The sequence below is a fragment of the Paenibacillus sp. KS-LC4 genome (assembly GCF_036894955.1).
GTDB lineage: Bacteria > Bacillota > Bacilli > Paenibacillales > Paenibacillaceae > Pristimantibacillus.
Map to the genome: position 1 here is coordinate 6,124,456 of NZ_CP145905.1, position 18,090 is coordinate 6,142,545.

Genomic DNA, 18,090 nt, shown 5'->3' on the forward strand with positions numbered 1-18,090 from the left:
ATCGGGTATGTTAATCGTAAATCTTATATTGGAGGGAGCACGCCATGGACACTGGGAAAGCGCCTACATTAAAAACACAATGGATTCCTGCAAAAGACCGTAAATGGGTTTTGGGAGCCGTCATTTTATCCATGGTATTTGTCATATGGGAGCTCTGGAGCCTTGCTCATCTACCTTCTGCAACTGTGCACAATCGCAGGTTTGAGCATACGTTTAAAGACTTCGGCTCAAATGCTCGCATCGCCTTGTTTTTGGTTCTCGCAAACTATGTGCTGCTGGTACTCATTAAGCTTCGAATATGGGATCAGCGGAGTCAGGTCAAAAAAGGACTCGCAACCCTGCTGCGCTTCGCACGAAGATGGCATACGCCAATTGCCATTATTGCGATAGCCTTTATTTTGCTCCATGCGGTCGCTGTGTTTATGTACGGCATTAAGCTGGATTTTAGCAATATAACCGGTTTGCTGGCTCTGCTCATGCTGCTTCCCGTGCCCGTCTCAGGCTTGTTTAGATACAAACGTCTGGATCGAAAATGGCATTTGCGGTCGGGCCTCGCTTTCACTATTTTATTTTTAATACACGCGTTCCTCTAGCTTTCACATAAAAAAATGATCATGCTCCTTTTTACGTCATTCCTTCAAACGAAATAAAAAAGGGTCAGCTCACCGCTGAGCTGACCTCAAATATCCTTCACAAGCTATAATTCCATTCCTGCATTAAAAATCCGACTTACAGCTCGATGACAGTATAGTGAATCTCGCGCTCCTCCACAGGAGGTGCCGCAAACAGCTCGGTATCGCCCGCTTGATCCGCATTTGGCTTGGATACGACAAATCCCTTTAGTCGGTCATTTGTCCGCGGCGCCGCATAAGCCTCTGCTTTGCCTTCAACAGTCATCTCAATTCGGTTGATGTTGTTCAAATTGACGCCGTCGTTTATCGACATGCCAGCCAAATCAACGCTAGGGACTTTAATGGACCAGACGGATAACAGGGCTGGCATAATCCGGGTACGGCCATCGCCTACAACGCCACCTGCCATAAAGGTGAGCTTCTCTCCATCAGGCTGAAGGTTCACATCATATTGATATAAGCCTAAGCTGCTTTTATGAATAAAATCGTGTCGCTGGGCATCTCGATCAAGGAAGGTGGAGGAACCAGAATGCATAAAATCAACATATACTTCCCCTTCCGTATCACGCGCTCCAGGCAGAACAACCTTGCAGCCGCTCACCATCATATGCGCTTTCCCGGCGATTTTGCTTCGGATGAGAGGGTTGTCAAGCGATAAGGAGAATACAGCCGCAGCGCCTGCACGCAGCGCTGTAAACTGCTCCGGGAACGTTTCCTCTTTAAAAATAAACTTAATATTTTCATACGGCTGAATGGCGCTATCCGCAGCATTAAGCATATTTTTCAGCTTGACGACCACATCGGCATGGATACCGCTCAGCTCTGCAACATGGCTGTCTTTGATTTTCGGGAAGCGGTCATTGCCAAGCGTCATATAGCGGAATGCCTGATATTCCTGATAGAGGAAGTCGATCAAGGCAAGCCTAGCCTGACTGAAGCGTTCGAAAATATAATTATGGAACAGCGGCAGGCTTGCGTCCATACCGTCTCCCAGGTTTTGGCGCAAGCGGTCCTCATTGGCTTGCAGCTCAATTAGCTCAGCCGACAGTTTCTCGTCCTCCAGGAAATACGCACTGTAGGCTGACACTTTATTCTGATAATCCTCGACCACATTAAGGAATTCATAAAACGCCTTCCGGTATTCTCCCGCTTTCTCGGGAACCTTGTTGTAAACCGGCTTCAGCATTTCCTCAAATTCCTCACGTGACATCGTCATCAGGGCCGTGTTATATCCGAATTCCTTTTGCGCGTTATTCATCTGCTTCGTCAGGTCGATCAAGCCGCCGCCCTGCTGCCACAGCGCACGGCCGGCTGCCGCAGTCTTCTTAACCGAGTCCAGCGATTTGGATAGCTCCTTCTCCTGCTCTTTCTTTTCCTTCTTAATGGTCTTATCGCTTTTGAAGGCTTCGTCTATAACAATCGTCTTACCCTCAGTCGCTAGATTGTTAATCGCCGAGCGCAAAGCGCCGCCCACTTTGAGTGCTCCAACGACAGGAGCCACACCCGTAGCCAATGAAACACAAGTAACCACTATATCTACTGCTATCTTCAGCGACTCCACACGCAGCTCGTTTTTCAGTGCCTCGACAAAATCAGTCGCTTTCTTCTGCAGCTCATCACCTTTGCTGTGTACATCCTTCAGCATCGCGTCGATATTATGCTTAAGCTCGTTTCTTTCTTTAACAAGCACTTCTTTGCGTTTTTTTATATCTACTGCTTTGTCCGAGGATTGAGCTAGGGCATCCTTTATGACCCGCACCCGACTGTCTTGATTGCCCTGCACGTTTAAATAATCCTTATATAAATCCTCCGCTTGCTGGGCAGCTGTTATTAAGTTGCCGCCAAGCTCCAAATAACGGTCGAACGGCATGAGCGGAACCCAATTCCAAGGATGTCCGAAATAATCAAGCCCTTGGCTGAGCTGTGCGATTAGAATAGCAGCTTTGTTACGCAGAGCCAGCCACTGAAGCGAAACCTCCAGCATATGGCTTTTAAAATCTTCAAACCGGTGCTCCTCATCATCATGCACCTCATGCAGCGCCGCGTAGCGGAGCTCCTCAAACCAATCTGCATTCGGCATCGTTTTAAGCAGCCAGCTCAGAAGAACGGCCGCTTCTTCTAAACGCTCCTCGCTCGAAGCCAGATAAGCAATGCTGGCTTTGTGCAGCGTAAGGCTTTTTTGCTCTAGAGATCCCATTAGCCGTTGATCAAAAACGAGCAGCTTGGAATCTTCTGACCGATGTACCACCTCAAAGCTGCCGAAGAAATCGGTATAATCAATAGACGCAGGTTTACTATCATTATTCATTCCGCAGCGTCCCGGCTTGCCGTCTGTTGCAGCCTCCTTGTACTCGCCATCTTTGCCGTTTGTTCCGTCTTTCCCGTCCTTTGCCCTCCGATCACTACGGGCATAATAATAGCCGCCTCTACTTCCTGCCACAAACTTCTTGTAATAAAACCAACCGCCTTGGCCGCCCTTTCCTGCACTTTCTCCCTTGCCGGGGACTGCCTGCTCACCAGCCTTGCCCGCCTTGCTCTCCATCGTAATGTAGTGCTCATTGGCGGAGATGACGTAGCCGACCACAATATCTCCTCCGTTGCCGCCATCTCCAGAGGCTCCAGCATTCCCGCCGTTGCCTCCGTTGCCGCCGTCGGTACCATCCGTTGGATCGTCGTCAAAGAAAAGATTAATTTTGTAGTCTATTCCTTTAATACCTTCCTTACCTGTGCCTCCTTTTCCGCCATTTTCCCCGCGCCCGCCTCGGCCGCCGTTAGCGATCAGCTTCAATTCGCCCTGCAGCTCAAAACGTTCTGCCGCCAATGTAATGGCGCCGCCATTATAACCATCTGCACCATTTCTGCCATCTGACCCATTCGTTCCTGACTGGCCCGGATTGGTTGCTCCTGTACCCTCTTTAGCATGGTCCGTCTCAGAAAAGTCTTTTTCAGGCTCTTTGCCCGATGCGTTGATTACAGCCTTCCCCTCAGAGGAGATGATACGGGCATTAATGGTAATATCTTTTCCTTTCGTTATAAGCTCACCCGATAGGCAAACGGTATCCGCATGAATAACATAATTACTTGTATCATCATTTAAATATTCGGAGGTTAAAGTGAAATCAGCAGCCGTCAAATAAACGGTATTCCCCCTCTTGCCACGCTGAACATTCGAATACTTTAATTGATTAGCCAGCCACTCCTGCTCCACATTTTGCTGCGCAGGTCTATTGTTACCAGTCGTACTATCTTTCGTTGGCATTCCCTTCGCCTCCCTGTATTTTCCTCATAAAATAGCGAAAAACCAGATTACTTCCCATATCTGACGGCATTATCCCTGTAAAAGCCTGTAAGCTTTCACTGAATTCATCATATCAAATCGTTCTGAACGAATATTGAACCATATTCTCCTCTAAAAAATGACAGCAAAATGACAAACTCCGACAAGAAGCATGTAAATCCGATAAAGAAGCGGCCTTCCTCAAAAAAATCCTTCGAACGAACAAAAGCACCCTTTCCGAATATAGGAAAAGAACCAGCCCTCAAGCGGGCTGGCCTGTGAATAAACAAACGCTGCATATACAGCTTATAATTAATAATTACAGCTCGATTACAATGATTTCTGCATCTTGCTTCTGTTCATCCGCCACGGCAAAGAAATCATGATCGGGAATGGCTTGTATTTGCTTGGCAGAAAGCTCTACTGCACGCAATCGGCTGCTTGGCACCTTATCTGTATAAGCTTCTGATTTCCCCTTTAGCGTCATCACGATTTTCTTGACGTTGCCCAGATTGACCCCTTCATTCAGTGGCATATTAGCTAAATCAACCGTAGGCACCTTAATGGACCACACCGAGAGCAGTCCCGGCAATATTCGATTTTTATCGTCTCCAACTACCCCGCCAGCTTTAGGTTTATACTTTTCTACGATACCGCCTGTCCCGCGCCCCTTCTGAAAGGAAACCTCATACTCATAATAACCGAGGGTACTGTTATGAATAAAATCATGCCGCTTAGCGTACCGATCCAGAAACGCCGTTGAACCAGCGTGTGTGTATTCGACATGCACATTACCTGGGGATTGGCGTGCTCCATGCAGTTCAATCGAGCAATCGCTCACCACCAAATGCGCTTTTCCAGCTATCTTTTCCCGAATAGACTGGTTATCAAGCGAGATGGAGAAGACCGCTGCTTTCCCCTCACGCATAGCTTGAAACTGCTCTGGGAAGGTACCCTCATTAAAAATAAATTTAATATCGGTAAAGGGCTGCGTCGGGCCTTCCGAGTCATTGAGCGCTTTTGTTAATTGACTAGTAATCTCGGCATGGGCCATACTTAGCTCTGCAACATGACTGCCCTTAATTTTAGGAAAGCGAACATCGCTGAGCACCATATATCGGTAAGCCTGATACTCCTGATATAGGAAATCAATTAAGGCAAGCTTAGCTTGACTGTACAAGTCATAAATATATGAATGAAACAGCTGCAAGCTCTCGTCGTTATTGTCCCCTAGCCTCTGGCGCAAGCGATCTTCTTCGGCATGGATTCTGATCAGCTCCGTTGCTAGCCTCTGATCCTCCAAATAAAATCCATTGTACGCAAGCACCTTGTTTTGATAATCCTCTACTACATTCAAAAATTCATAAAAATGTTTACGATACTGTCCGGCAGCCTCCGGAACCTTGCTGAAGACCGGTGCAAGCATTTCCTCAAACTCTTCGCGGGACATTGCCAGTAAGGTGGAGTTATATCCAAACGTTTTCTTTGCGCCATCTATTTGGTTTGAGAGGTCTAGCAATCCTCCGCCCTGCTTATATAACGCATACCCGGCAGCCGCTGTATTTTTAACATTGCCAAGCGCTTTCGAAAGCTCCTTCTCTTGCTCCCTCTTCTCCTTCTTAATTGCCCTAGCCCTATCACTTTTATCGTCTTCTTTAATAACATTAGCCTTGCCGTCATTCCTCAAATTGCTAATAGCAGAGGCAATTGCTCCGCCAGACTTCAGAGCGCCTACTACAGGAGCAGCACCCGTTGCCAAAGCGACTCCCGTTACAATTAAATCCACTGTAAGCTTTAACGAATCTATTCGCAGCTCTCTGCGTAAAGCCTCTACAAAATCGGTTGCAGTCTTCTGTAGAGCTTCGCCTTTGCTTTTTACATCAGCTAGCTTTGTATCTATATCCTGCTTGAGGCTCTCTCGCACATAAACGAGCTCCTCTCTGCGATTCTCAAATTCCTTATACTTTTTATTGGAGGCATCCAGCCCTTTCTTTATAATAGCAACCCGACTGTCTTGATTGGACTGAGCCTGCAAATAACCCTTGTATAAATCCTCCGCCTGCTGAGCCGCAGTAATGAGATGATTACCAAGCACCAAGTAGCGATCAAGCGGCATAAGTGGAACCCAGTTCCATGGGTGACCAAAATAGTCGAGACCTTGACTAAGCTGAGCCACTAGTATGGAGGCTTTGTTGCGCAATACAAGCCACTGGAGCGAGTCGGACAGCACTTTTTTTCCAAAATGAATGAATGACTTGCCCTCCTCATTATGCTCGGTTTTCAATTCCGCTTGCTCCATAACGTATTGAAGCTTATCAAACCATGCAGCATCTGGAAGCGTCTTTAGCAACCAATCGAGCAGCTTCGCCGCTTCTTCAATTTTATCTTCATTCCCCGCTAAATACGCTATGCCAGCTGTGTGCAGGGTCAGTGTTTTTTGTTCCAATGTACCGAATAAACGCTGATCCATTAAACGTATGGCTTGCAGCTCAGGCTCAAGATTATCCACATTTGGGCTACTCTCTAGCAGCTGTGCGGCTTGCATAGCCCCATAAAAATGCTTGTATTGAATAGCGGCAGGCTGTCCATCATTTTTGATGCCGCAAATTCCTGGTTGTCCATCTAAAGCGGGAACAGCAGGCTGTCCATCATTTCCTTTTTCCCCATATTCCCCGCTTGATTCACGTTCATTACCTAGAATATATTTTGAAAAAGCTGGGAGAGGCAAAGTATTCCAAAAATTTTTATTTTCCTCCATTGCAGGAGGCATCCTCAATTTACGACCGCCTATTCCACCCATGCCCCCTACGTTTCCCTTTCCCGGAGTTGCTAACTCGCCAGCCAATCCACCCTTGCTTTCCATTGTAATGAAATGCTCTTTGGACGGAACGACATAGCCTACAAAAATAGTTCCTCCATTGCCTCCATTACCAGATTTTCCTGCATTCCCTCCATTACCGCCATTGCCTCCATTACCTCCTACAGTGGCATCAGTAACAGAAAAACCTGCCTCGGCATCGGAGCCCTCTGAGCCTTCTGCACCTTCGCCCCCGCATCCGCCATCCTCTCCACGACCGCCGTTGCCGCCGTTCGCAACGAGTTTTAGCTGGCCGCCCAAATTAAACTGCTCAGCTGCTAATGTAATGTTGCCAGCAGAGGGTCCCTGCCCGCCGTTTCGTCCATTAGGACCGCTTTTGCCATGTTCACCTAGAGCTTTAGCTTTATTAGCTATAACCGCTCCTGGCATAAAATGATCTGCCAGCGTCACCTTATCGGCCGATGTATCAATAATGACTTCCCCATCCGAAGAAATAATACGAGCATTAATTGTAATATCTCTTCCCTTCACCTCAAGCCTGCCCGCTAAGTGAATAGTATCTGCATGAATGAAATAGTGAACAGACGAATTCTGTAGGTATTGCGAGGTTAAAGAAAGATCAACAGCTGTTAAGTAAACCTTATTTCCTTTTTGTACGCGCTGGACGCTCGAATACTGCATTTGGTTTGCTGTCCAATCACGTTCTATATGCCCTTGAACAGCTCCGTCTCCACTGATGTTATTCGTATCAGTTGCCAATCCCTTCGCCTCCCTGAGATTATTTCATATTGACTGCAAGCTATGCTAATCCAAGCAACAACTTAGCTTCCCAGCTGTAGAGCCTATAAGCTTCCAGCTAGACTAATATTAACAAACCGCTCTGAACGGATTATGAACTAAATTATCCAAATTTTCGTCAATTAATGACATTTAAGCATGGACATTTCATATACAAAAGACAGCCCCTACAAGAGGGACTGCCTGGTTAGCCTCTTAGTATAACTCCCTCAAATCGTCGCATTTTAAATCTCTCAGCATCCCGTTGTCCGGAGCAGTAGATTTTTATGAACAAAATATGAATAAACAGAAACATTTAATCGCCTTGCCTCGTCTTATTATCGATCCAGAAAATGATGGAAGAATGATCCAGAGGGGATATGAACGCGATGAGAAAAATGATTTCCGCTCTAGCTGCTTTTGCAACGCTGTTTTTTGTGTTACTTCAGCCTGTAGCGCAGGCAGCATCAACCGATATTAACATTTATATCGATGGGCAAGTGCTGCAAACTGATCAACCCGCTATTATTATTTCAGGCAGCACCTTTGTGCCTTTGCGCGGGATTTTTGAAGCTTTAGATGCCAAAGTATTATGGAGTCAAAAAACCAAAACGGTAACCGCCACGAAGGGCGATACGACCGTTGTTCTTAAACTGGGTGCAAGAACGGCTACGATTAACAATACAACCGTTACACTGGACGCCCCAGCCCGTTCGATTAAGGGAAGAACTGTCGTCCCTGTCCGCTTCGTCAGCGAGTCGCTTGGCGAAGATGTCAAATGGGACTCAAAAACAAGGAGTGTGCGCATTACTACAGCTGCATCCGTAAGTGTTGGCGCAGCTACTTCGGTGAGCGTGTCCACGGTTAGCCAATATGGAGACGGCAGAGATTTGCAGGTTAATTTCATACCTCCCTCCGACATGACGAACGTGAACAGCTACCGCATTCTTGTCGTTCCGGCAGACAAGGCTGCGTCCTTTAATTTGGCTAAAGCGCAAATTGTAGGCAGTACGAATTATACGGCACTTCCTACATCGTCTGCTTACCAAAACAATGTATTAACGGCTCAAACAAGAGATACAGACGGGGCGCTGCTTCGCTCTAATCTGCCTTATAAAGTATTTATTTTGACCGTTGGCAATAACGATCGCTATGCGCTATCCAGCGCTTCCGCATCCATCACCCTGAGCGCGAAATTGACGGTTGATGCGGCATCGAATGTACGAATTAGCGATGTTGGCGATTTCGGTGACGGCCGTGACCTTTCAGTCAGCTTTAACCGCGCCTCCAATGAAAGCAACATTTCCAGCTACCGGGTTATTATTGTAAAAACGGCGAATGCCTCCCGATTTGATCTGGCAGCAGCAAACTCGCTTAATAGCTCCTATTACACGACCGTTTCCAAAACCGGCAGCAGTACGATGAGTACAGGCTTCAGCTCCTCGGCGAGGGACAGCTCGGGGGAATTTATTAAAAATGGGGTAGCCTATACGGCTTATGTTCTTTCCATGAGCAGCAGCGTCGGCACCACTTCTAATACCTTGTCCTCGGCTTCTTCGTCTGCGACGCTTGGCTCCTCCTCTGGCTATACTCCGTCTATTACGAGCGTAGCCGATGTGAGCAACTATGGGGATGGACGCGATTTGCGCGTTAACTTCAACCGGGCATCGGATGAGTCCCGGATTAGCTATTATCGTATTTTCGTCGTCAGAGAGGCTGATTACGGAAGCTTTAATTTAAACGAGGCGAATAATGTAGCGTCGGGAAGATATACCGATGTTTCTCGAAATGGAAGCAGCAGCTACAGCCAAATTCTCTCTTCCAGCGCAAGAGACGTGAAGGGAAACTCCATTATTAATGGTGTTGCCTACCGCGTATTCGTGATGGGTGTTACGAACAACAGCTCCACCTATTCCAGCACCTTGTCCAATGCCTCCTCCAGTATTGCTCTTTATAGCACAGGGGTTAGCAGTGTCACAAATGTTGGCGTAAACGACGTGAGTGACTACAACAATGGACAGGATTTGCGTGTTTCATTCACAAGAGCTGGAGATGAAAGCAGCATAAACCATTACCGGATCTTCGTCGTTAGGACGGCAAATGCAGGCAGCTTCAATCTGGCGGCAGCGAACAGTATAACGAATTCCAGCTATTATACGGCCGTTTCCAAAACAGGCGGCAATATTAATCAAGTATTGCCAGCGACAGCTCGTGACATTAATGGAGCGCTTATTCAAAATGGCATCAGCTATCAGGTATTCGTATTGTCCGTTGGAAATGGCAGCACGACTAGCGATAACGCCCTTTCCAGCAGCTCGGTAGCGATCACGCTGTCCTCCGGTGCTGTAACAGCAGCAACGAATGTGGCGGTCAGTGACGTAAACGAGTTTAACAATGGACAGGATTTGCTCGTTGCCTTCGCCAAAGCAGCTGATGAAACCAATCTGAACCATTATCGCGTCTTCGTCGTTAAGGCCGCTAATGCAGCCAGCTTCAATCTGGCGGCGGCTAACGCCGTGAGCAACGCCAATAACTATACGACCGTAGCAAAGACAGGCGGAAATATTAGCCAGGTGCTCGCTGCAACGGCTCGGGATGTTAATGGCGATCTCATTCAAAATAATATTAGCTATCAAGTATTTGTATTGTCCGTTGGCGGCGGCAGCTCCGCTGGCACTAATGCGCTGTCCCTCGGTTCAGCAGCTATTACACTGACAGCTAAGAGCGTATCTGCCGCAGCCAATGTCGTTGCAGCTGAATACAATGGCGGTCAAGATATCAAGGTTGATTTCACCAAGCCTACGGACGATACGAATATTGATCATTACCGGATTTTTATCGTCAAAAGTGCGAATGCTGGCGGTTTTGATCTGACCACGGCAAATCGGATTACTCAGCCTGATTATTTTACCGCAGTCAATAAAAGCGATACACCAAGCAAAGTGCTTACTCGCAACACTCGCGACACAGCTGGAGAGTTTATCCAAGCTGGCGTCAGCTATCAAGTATTTGTATTGTCCATTGGCGGCGGCAGCTCGGCAGGCACTAATGCGCTGTCTTCCGCTTCTGCACCTATTACACTGCCTGTACCGCTGCCTCCGGCAGCAGCAGCAACCGCCGTTAATGCAACCCTGCTCGCAAGCGGTCAGGAAATTCAAGTATCCTTCACGAAACCGACTGATGGGCGTAATATCTCGCAATATCGCGTGTTTATCGTGAAAGAAGCCGATGCTGGCAGCTTCAACCTCGCTGCGGCGAGTGCATCGGGCAACTATACGACATCGCCAGCTGAAGCCATGCTGACGCTCTCCAGAAGCACATCCGATGTGAGCGGACAGCCACTAGCATTTGACACCAATTATCGTGTATATGTCCTTTCTGTAGCCAATAGCGGTGCGAATGCCTTGTCCGATCCTTCGGCGGCCGTGCTAATGCCGACGCCAGTGGCGCCTGTAGCACCAACTCCCTCTCCTGATCAGCCAGCAGGAGCTTAAGTTTGAATAGAAGCAAGATGTACGCAGAAAGGCCGGAAACCCCTCGGTGGGTTTCCGGCCTTTTCTAGCTCATGTATGCTCGTATATGCTCATGGATGAGAAGTTCTCTTTAATCCTCTCGCCGTTGCGGGCTGGAGTACCTTCACGCCAATTGTAATGACTTTCCAGACGATGTATCCGACCATTCCGCCAACGGTGTTTAACAACAAATCATCCACATCAAAGATGCCAATACCTAAGAAAAACTGAGAGAATTCAAAAAACAAGCTTAACAGGAGGGACAGCACGAATATTTTTATACCTAATCCCCGTTGGAGTTTGCTTAGCATAGCAATAAAAACACCAAACGGAATGAAGGCCAGCGTATTGCCAACTAAATTCGTAAACAAGGTAGTGCCGGAGAAACGCGAGAGCGATAATTCATTAAGATCCCTTGAAATTTCATCAAATAGCGTTAGATTCGCTTGGCGCTCGTAAATCAGATACGGGTGGTGTAAAAACGTTTTGAAATGATACCACAAAGCTTCGAGACCAATGGCATTCCATTTGAGCAAAATAACTTTAAATAATAAAAACAGATACACAACAAACAGCGACCCTATAAACATGCCCCGCTTCGTCATCAATGCGCCCTCCCCTTGCCTTATACTTCTAGGATAGAGAAAACTAGTTAAAAAAAAGCGGGACAAATTTAAAGTTTTTCTTAAATTATGAGCGAGCAGGTACTCGCACCTCAAATACCGTCCGCACCACATTGCTCTCGGCCGTGAGGGTTCCCTCATGCTGCTCTACAATATTTCTGGCTATGAACAGCCCGAGGCCCGTGCCGCCCTCTTGATGCGCCCGAGACCGGTCGCCGGTATAATACATTTCGAAAATATGCGGCAAATCCTCAGGAGGAATTTCTCCTCCATAATTAGCGACTTGAATGACTACATCCCCCGCATCAAGGCGTCCATTAATGTCCACGTAGAGGCCTTCTTTGCCGTGTCTGGCGGCATTAGTCAGCAAGTTCTCGAATACACGGGCCAGCAGCTCCCCGTCGCCATCCATATACAGCTCGGGAGCCACATCCATTCGGGCTGTTAAATGATTTTTCTCAAAAACAGGATACAGCTCCTCGTTCAGCTGCCTGAGCAGCTCGCTGAGGTCGATAGACCCTTTCTCAACGGGCAGCTTGCCATAGTTCATCCGCGTAATGTCGAATAGCCCATCAATCAGCTTCTCCAGACGCTGTGATTTGTTGAAGGCAATTGCGGTGTAATGCTTGATCTGCTCATCGGTTAGCTGATTATCCTTCACCATTAAATCCAAATATCCCAAAATTGAGGTCAGCGGCGTTCGAAGATCATGCGCCAAATTCACAACCAGCTGATCCTTGCTATTTTCAGCAAAATCCCCTTTTTCAACTGCCGCTTGCAGCTTTTCGCTGGCCATATTCAAATCCTCCGCAATGCTGCTGAACTCATCGTTTGAGGAGATCTGAACCCGATTAGCGAATTCCCCATTAGCCAGATGGCGGATTCCCTTAGAAATTTCATTGAAATAAGTCCCATAACGCTTTGTAAACCAGAAGAAAAAGACAATAGCCAGCGGGATGAAAAGAATGAGGAATACATAAATATCCCCAACCTCCCTCATCATCCTCCGGTACAGCGCCAGTCGATCCCCTTCGCGGACATCGACATAATACAGCTGAAGCATCTTATAAACGCCATATGTAATCGCACCGGATAAAAGCATGCTTAAGCCCAGCAGCATAATCATCGTGGTCCGAAAGCTTCGTCTGCTCTTAATCATTGAACGTGTACCCTACGCCCCAGATCGTCTTGATGAATTTTCGCTTGGTCGTATCTTCTCCGAGTTTTTTGCGCAGCGTGCGAATATGGACCATAACTGTATTGCCGCTCTCATAGTAAGCCTCGCCCCACACCTGTTTAAAAATGCTTTCCGCGCTAAACACCTGTTTCGGGTGGCTCGCTAGCAAATATAGAATGTCGAACTCCTTCGGCGTTAATTCGACGTCCGCGCCGTACAGGGTGATTTTATGCTGGTCGGGTGAAATGACGAGTCCGCCCAGTTCCAGCACCGCTTTATTCATGACGGCTGGCTGATTGAATTGCAGCGACCTGCGGAGCTGTGAATGGACGCGCGCTACCAGCTCCATTGGGTTAAAGGGCTTAGTCATGTAATCGTCTGCCCCCATAACAAGCCCTGTGATCTTGTCCAGATCGGAGGTTTTAGCGCTCAAGAAAATAATCGGCAGATGGTATTGCTCCCGGATTTTACGAGTGACCTCGTACCCATCCATTTCCGGCATCATAATATCCAAAATAGCCAAATCAATCGTCTGCGATTGCACAGCTTGCATAGCTGCCTTCCCATTGGATGCTTTTATAATGTAATAACCTTCTTTTTGCAGGTGCAAGGCAACCAGATCCGCGATTTCCACCTCATCATCCGCGACCAAAATCGTAATACGCCTCAAAACCCAGCCACCTCCAACTGTTCCTAAAAAATAATGATCAGCAACTTTAGCCGACGCTTGTTATTCAAATCTCCCCAGCAGCGCCAACGCCTCTTCATGATCCGGCTCAAGCTCCAGAAATTGCTGAATATAACCCAATGCTTGCTCGCCGAGCTCCAGCTCAAAGCAGCAAATAGCGAGACAATAAAATACGGTTGAAACAACCTCTTCCTGTTCCTGCTGCACCGATATTTCAAGAAACTGCTTGGATTCCTCGTACATTTCCATCTCAAACAGCAGCAAGCCCGCATCAAGCGCCAAGTCATAACGCTGCTCCATGACGTAATACGACGACCACATCAGCTGAATGCCTCTTAGCAGATCCTGCAATTCTTTGTCATTTGCATCCGGCAGCAGGCTGGCAATTTGCTTCGTGCTCTGAATGAAAAACTCCGCATCATATCCACCCAAACGCCAAAAGGCGAGCAATGGTTGCAGCTCCATGCTGGCGAGATTGTGGTCGACCCACATTTTCATGCTAAAAAACTCATCAGGGCCAAAACGCTCCACAGCTCGGCGATAGGCTAATCTAGTATTCGCGTATGCCAGCGGTTGATCCATATGGACAATGCAGCCGACATTTATATTTTTATAATGGTGGGGAGGAAATAACGCCTGAGCCCCCCTTTGCTCAAAAACATGCTGAATCGCATGGTAGTTGGCGGTCAATGAAAAGCTGCCATGCAGGAACAGCTCTGGCGGCTCGGCAAATTTCCAGTTATCCAGCAGATGGTCGCCTTTGTCAGCGGTTATCAATAGAAACCCTGCCTGAGACCATTGATTCAAGCGCTCCAAGCAGGTGAGACCAGCAGCAGGGAATAAAATATGTGAATCCTCCAGCTGCTCTTGATAGACGGCAATGACATCGCGGTAAGGATAGTCGTCTTGCTCATACTCGGGCGCCCGCCTGTGCTCGTAATGCAAGGCGAGTTGATCCAATAGCTCGGCTGGTTTAAGAGCATCCCAATTGTCAGGATATTCGACAAAAACATCCGCCTCGTATATTTGGCCGTCGCCTACATAAATCAGCTCTTGTGGAATACTGTCAAAAAAGTAGTTGGCGACAATAATTAACGGCTGCTCTAGCTCCTGTTCTCTAATCGTTCTACCTGACACGGCAAGGCTTAACGACGTATCATGAACCGCATCAAATCGCGCAAAATCCAGCAAGCCCTCCGCGATAAAAGCTTGCAGGGCAGGATGCACCTGCCAGGCCAGAACATTTTTCATAGCCAAATCGGTCATAATATAGCGGAAAGGGGGGAGGGCTATCCCCGCATAGTCTCTTAACTGGCACAGCTCTTGCAGCACATGGTAGGCAAGACGGCCTGCTCCTGCCCCTAGCTCCACAATGAATACGGGCTCTGAGCGATTCCCCTGATTGGCCCGATCCTGAAGCAGCCCAAATATCATTTCGGCATAGGCCGAAGCAATCATCGGATTACTCGTTATATACTGAGGGACTTGATCATTATTCCAAGCCTTCATGCCTGCTTCTTCGAAATATTCCCTTTGGAGATGCCAGATTGGAGCTTCACTGAAGCGATAGCGCTTTGTATCGTTAACGGTCATTTATATGAATCCTGCCTTCTGAAGGTTATTGCGTTACATTGTATTTCAGCTTACTTGCTCGCACATGACTTATTTTCATAATATCCCTTTTTATGATAGCACATCCCTTTCAAGTACGCCGTCGCAACCTGCTCAGGGGGGAGCAGCGCCGATATTTTAAGTTAAAGGGCAACAACCATCAATAGTCCGTTTGCCGTACAAAAAAAGGGCGCCCAAACCGGCGCCCCACTCTAAATGGATAAAATTATTATTCAGGTTCAATAAGTCCTATGTCCGCTACTTTAATTCGAAGACCATCAAGTCGCGACCTACAGTGATCGGGCCGGCGTAAATGCCAGCCATCCCCTCGATATACGCTTGCTCAGCCTCTGGATTCGCCTCTGGCGCGGGAATGTGATGCGTGAGCACGAGATGCTTGACTCCCGCCCGTTGCGCGATTGCAGCCGCTTCCAGCGTCGTCGTATGATACTTCGCGGGGTTTGACAGCGCCTTCTCATGCTTTGGATATTGCGCGGTCAAGGCGTCAAGCCACGACTTGTTGTACGCTTCGTGAACGAGCAGATCTGCCCCGGTCGCTTGTTTCTCCGTATTGGCCACAGGAATCGTATCGCCTGATATAACGACCGTCTTGCCGTTATACTCGAACTTGTAAGCGATGGCCGGATAGACAGGGCGATGGTCCACTTCGAAGGCCGTAATTCGGATGCCGTCCTTGTCGTACACAACTCCCTCATTGCATTCCGTATACTCGATTAGCGAGCCCGCTTCATCCGACAGATTATAGCTGATTCGGAGCTTGACGTCGAATTCGAAGGACTCCCGCATTTTACCGATGATCTCCTTCGTCGTCTCTGGTCCGTACACTTGCATGGGCACTGAACGACCTTCGAAGACGCGTTCTGCGGTAATATGCGTGCGCCAACTCGTGATGAACACGTCGAAGAATCCTCCGTTATGATCGTAATGGTGATGGGTGAACAGGACATCGGATATCCGTTGAGGCATGATGCCCGCTTTGATTAGTTGGTCCACCGTAGAGCCCCCGCAATCAACGAGGAACGTCTTGTCTCCCGCGAGCACCGCGGCTCCGGGCTTCGCTCGACCATAGAAGGCACGGGGAGAACCCGTCCCGAGCAGAACGACGGTCAGATCTGGGTGGTAGTCTGGCCTCAAATTCATTTGTGGCTGGATATGCATCGCTGTCAGTCCTCTCTTCTTCGTTTTATTTGCCTTCCTGCGTCTCCTTCAGCAGCGACAAATCGTACAAGCCTGCCAGATCGAGGCCATCTGCTCCGACTCCCTTGATATAGCCGGCATCGACCGCCACCTGCGCCATTATCTTCAAGGAATCTTGGTCGATGTTCATCGTCAGATTGAGATGAGACAGTGTGGCCTTGATCAATTCGGCGTCCAAGCCCTTGCCCGTCAGTTCCTTCAACTCGTCGCTAACGAGAGAATATGTGTCCTCTGGACTATCCTTGATAAACTTGATTGCGTCCTCGTTGGCCAGAAGAACGGATTTGGCCAAATTCCGATGTTCCTTCAGGAAGTCGTCGCTAGTTACGATAATCGTAAGTGGATAATTCCCCTTATTCGGCGGAATCTGATCCCACTCGACGACGATATTACCGATGCCTTCGTTCTCGATCTGCGTACCCCATGGCTCCGGCAATAACGCCGCTTCTATCTGTCCTTGCTTCATGGCCGTCAGCGTATCCGCTGGAGCCATCGCAATAAGCTGAACTCCGCTATTGTCCGTAGACACCTCCAGGCCATGCTCCTGAAGAAGCAGACGCAGAGATATCTCATTCGTGCTCCCCTTTGTCGGGATGGCGACCAGCTTGCCCGCCAAGTCCTTGACGCTCGTCACGCCGGAGCCCTTCCTCGTCACTAGCACGGCGCCGCCGTTGTTCGCTCCTGACAAAATCTTAATGTTCTTGCTCCTTGTATATTGGTTGATTATCGGGCTTGGCCCGACGTAGCCGATGTCGATCTGGCCTGTCGCCATAGCAGTCGAGAAGTCGGAGCCGTTATTAAAGCCCTGTACTTCGATCTTCACATTAGCGCCAAGACGGTCTTGCAGATAGCCCTTCTTGATTGCTACGAAGGCCGGAGCATGGGTCACGTTCTTGAGCAAGCCGATCCGCACCGTAATGGGGTCGACTGGCTTGGAGCTTCCGTTACTCCCCGAGCCAGAGGTACCGCAGCCGGACAGCAGCGTCAGAATCAAGACGATCATAAGACTCGAATAAGCCACTCTTCTAAACATGCATCATTCCCCTTTTCCTTGATAAGCTTACGTTTTGGCAGCATTCAGACCGTACTGGGTCCAGATCCGTTCCTCTATTCGCTTGAAGACGAGGTGGTCGGAGATTGTACCGAGAATCGCGATCACGAGTACGATGCAGAGCATAAGAGAGGTGTCGCCAAGGCTTCGCCCCTCTTCCAGCAGCTGCCCCAAACCGATGCCGCGCGCAATGAGCTCACCGGAGACGAGTGCCCGCCAGGCGAACGCCCAGGCCATGCGCATGCCCGTAATGAGCTGTGGTATGGCTGCGGGGATCATCACTTGGTAAAAGAGTCGGAACCCTCGGCCTGTTCCAAACATCTCCGCCGACTTCAGATAAATTGGAGAAATGTTCTTGATCCCACTCCGACTAGCAATCGTCATCGTCCACGTCGCCCCAATCGTCGTGATGAACAAAACGGCGAAGTCGTTCAGCCCGAACCATATGATAGCGAAAGGCAACCAAGCGATGCTCGGCACCGTCTGTAGAGCGACGACGACAAATCCGAGCGTCTCGTCCAGCAGCCGGCTCCGAGCGAACAAGACGCCGAGTGTCATGCCGATGCCGCATGAGAGGACGAACGCGATGAGGATTCGCCTCAAGCTGCTAAGCATCGCTTCGAGCAGCTGCCCATTTGCCATCCCATCGTAGAATGTCTGCACGGTCTGCAGCGCCGATGGAAAGCGCCAGCCCCAATGCATTGTC

General features: G+C 48.6%; 11 protein-coding genes. 2 read left to right on the forward strand and 9 right to left on the reverse strand.

Annotation, left to right across the window (positions count from 1 at the left end; translation table 11 throughout):
* The first annotated feature begins 44 nt into the window (after positions 1-44).
* Positions 45-593, forward strand: coding sequence for a hypothetical protein (locus tag V5J77_RS26015; protein ID WP_338553684.1), 549 nt, complete (start codon positions 45-47; stop codon positions 591-593).
* Between the two features lie 136 nt (positions 594-729).
* On the opposite strand, the gene V5J77_RS26020 is transcribed toward V5J77_RS26015, so the two are convergent.
* A complete protein-coding gene (locus V5J77_RS26020) occupies positions 730-3,891 on the reverse strand; it encodes a hypothetical protein (protein WP_338553685.1) in 3,162 nt (1,053 codons plus the stop codon).
* Positions 3,892-4,228: 337 nt separating this feature from the next.
* Positions 4,229-7,486, reverse strand: coding sequence for a hypothetical protein (locus tag V5J77_RS26025; protein WP_338553686.1), 3,258 nt, complete (start codon positions 7,484-7,486; stop codon positions 4,229-4,231).
* 407 nt (positions 7,487-7,893) lie between these two features.
* On the opposite strand from V5J77_RS26025, the gene V5J77_RS26030 reads away from it, so the two are divergent.
* Positions 7,894-10,998 (forward strand): copper amine oxidase N-terminal domain-containing protein, encoded by a 3,105-nt coding sequence (locus V5J77_RS26030; protein ID WP_338553687.1) that lies wholly within the window; start codon positions 7,894-7,896, stop codon positions 10,996-10,998.
* 89 nt (positions 10,999-11,087) lie between these two features.
* Here the strand turns inward: V5J77_RS26030 and V5J77_RS26035 are convergent, their stop codons facing one another.
* From V5J77_RS26035 to V5J77_RS26065, 7 genes are all read right to left on the reverse strand, one after another.
* Positions 11,088-11,621 (reverse strand): VanZ family protein, encoded by a 534-nt coding sequence (locus tag V5J77_RS26035; RefSeq protein WP_338553688.1) that lies wholly within the window; start codon positions 11,619-11,621, stop codon positions 11,088-11,090.
* Positions 11,622-11,706: 85 nt separating this feature from the next.
* Entirely contained in the window at positions 11,707-12,798 is a 1,092-nt protein-coding gene (locus V5J77_RS26040; RefSeq protein WP_338553689.1) for a HAMP domain-containing sensor histidine kinase, read from the reverse strand.
* A complete protein-coding gene (locus tag V5J77_RS26045; RefSeq protein ID WP_338553690.1) occupies positions 12,791-13,486 on the reverse strand; it encodes a response regulator transcription factor in 696 nt (231 codons plus the stop codon). The genes V5J77_RS26040 and V5J77_RS26045 overlap by 8 nt, the downstream gene beginning before the upstream one ends.
* Before the next feature lie 60 nt (positions 13,487-13,546).
* Complete coding sequence (locus tag V5J77_RS26050) at positions 13,547-15,097, reverse strand: tetratricopeptide repeat protein (protein WP_338553691.1); 1,551 nt, start codon at positions 15,095-15,097, stop codon at positions 13,547-13,549.
* 276 nt (positions 15,098-15,373) lie between these two features.
* Positions 15,374-16,294 carry an MBL fold metallo-hydrolase gene (locus V5J77_RS26055; protein ID WP_338553692.1) on the reverse strand — a complete coding sequence of 307 codons (921 nt, stop codon included), beginning with the start codon at positions 16,292-16,294 and terminating at the stop codon, positions 15,374-15,376.
* Between the two features lie 25 nt (positions 16,295-16,319).
* A complete protein-coding gene (locus tag V5J77_RS26060; protein ID WP_338553693.1) occupies positions 16,320-17,366 on the reverse strand; it encodes an ABC transporter substrate-binding protein in 1,047 nt (348 codons plus the stop codon).
* A 27-nt stretch (positions 17,367-17,393) separates the two neighbouring features.
* The gene (locus tag V5J77_RS26065; RefSeq protein WP_338553694.1) at positions 17,394-18,086 is read right to left on the reverse strand and encodes an ABC transporter permease; all 693 of its coding nucleotides are present in this window, start codon (positions 18,084-18,086) and stop codon (positions 17,394-17,396) included.
* Positions 18,087-18,090: the final 4 nt, after the last annotated feature.

Coding starts and splice junctions, on each gene's coding strand:
- V5J77_RS26020 (WP_338553685.1), bottom strand. CDS start 3,891: ATGCCAACGAAAGATAGTACGACTGGTAACAATAGACCTGCGCAGCAA.
- V5J77_RS26035 (WP_338553688.1), bottom strand. CDS start 11,621: ATGACGAAGCGGGGCATGTTTATAGGGTCGCTGTTTGTTGTGTATCTG.
- V5J77_RS26050 (WP_338553691.1), bottom strand. CDS start 15,097: ATGACCGTTAACGATACAAAGCGCTATCGCTTCAGTGAAGCTCCAATC.
- V5J77_RS26065 (WP_338553694.1), bottom strand. CDS start 18,086: ATGCATTGGGGCTGGCGCTTTCCATCGGCGCTGCAGACCGTGCAGACA.
- V5J77_RS26030 (WP_338553687.1), top strand. CDS start 7,894: ATGAGAAAAATGATTTCCGCTCTAGCTGCTTTTGCAACGCTGTTTTTT.
- V5J77_RS26060 (WP_338553693.1), bottom strand. CDS start 17,366: ATGTTTAGAAGAGTGGCTTATTCGAGTCTTATGATCGTCTTGATTCTG.
- V5J77_RS26040 (WP_338553689.1), bottom strand. CDS start 12,798: ATGATTAAGAGCAGACGAAGCTTTCGGACCACGATGATTATGCTGCTG.
- V5J77_RS26015 (WP_338553684.1), top strand. CDS start 45: ATGGACACTGGGAAAGCGCCTACATTAAAAACACAATGGATTCCTGCA.
- V5J77_RS26055 (WP_338553692.1), bottom strand. CDS start 16,294: ATGCATATCCAGCCACAAATGAATTTGAGGCCAGACTACCACCCAGAT.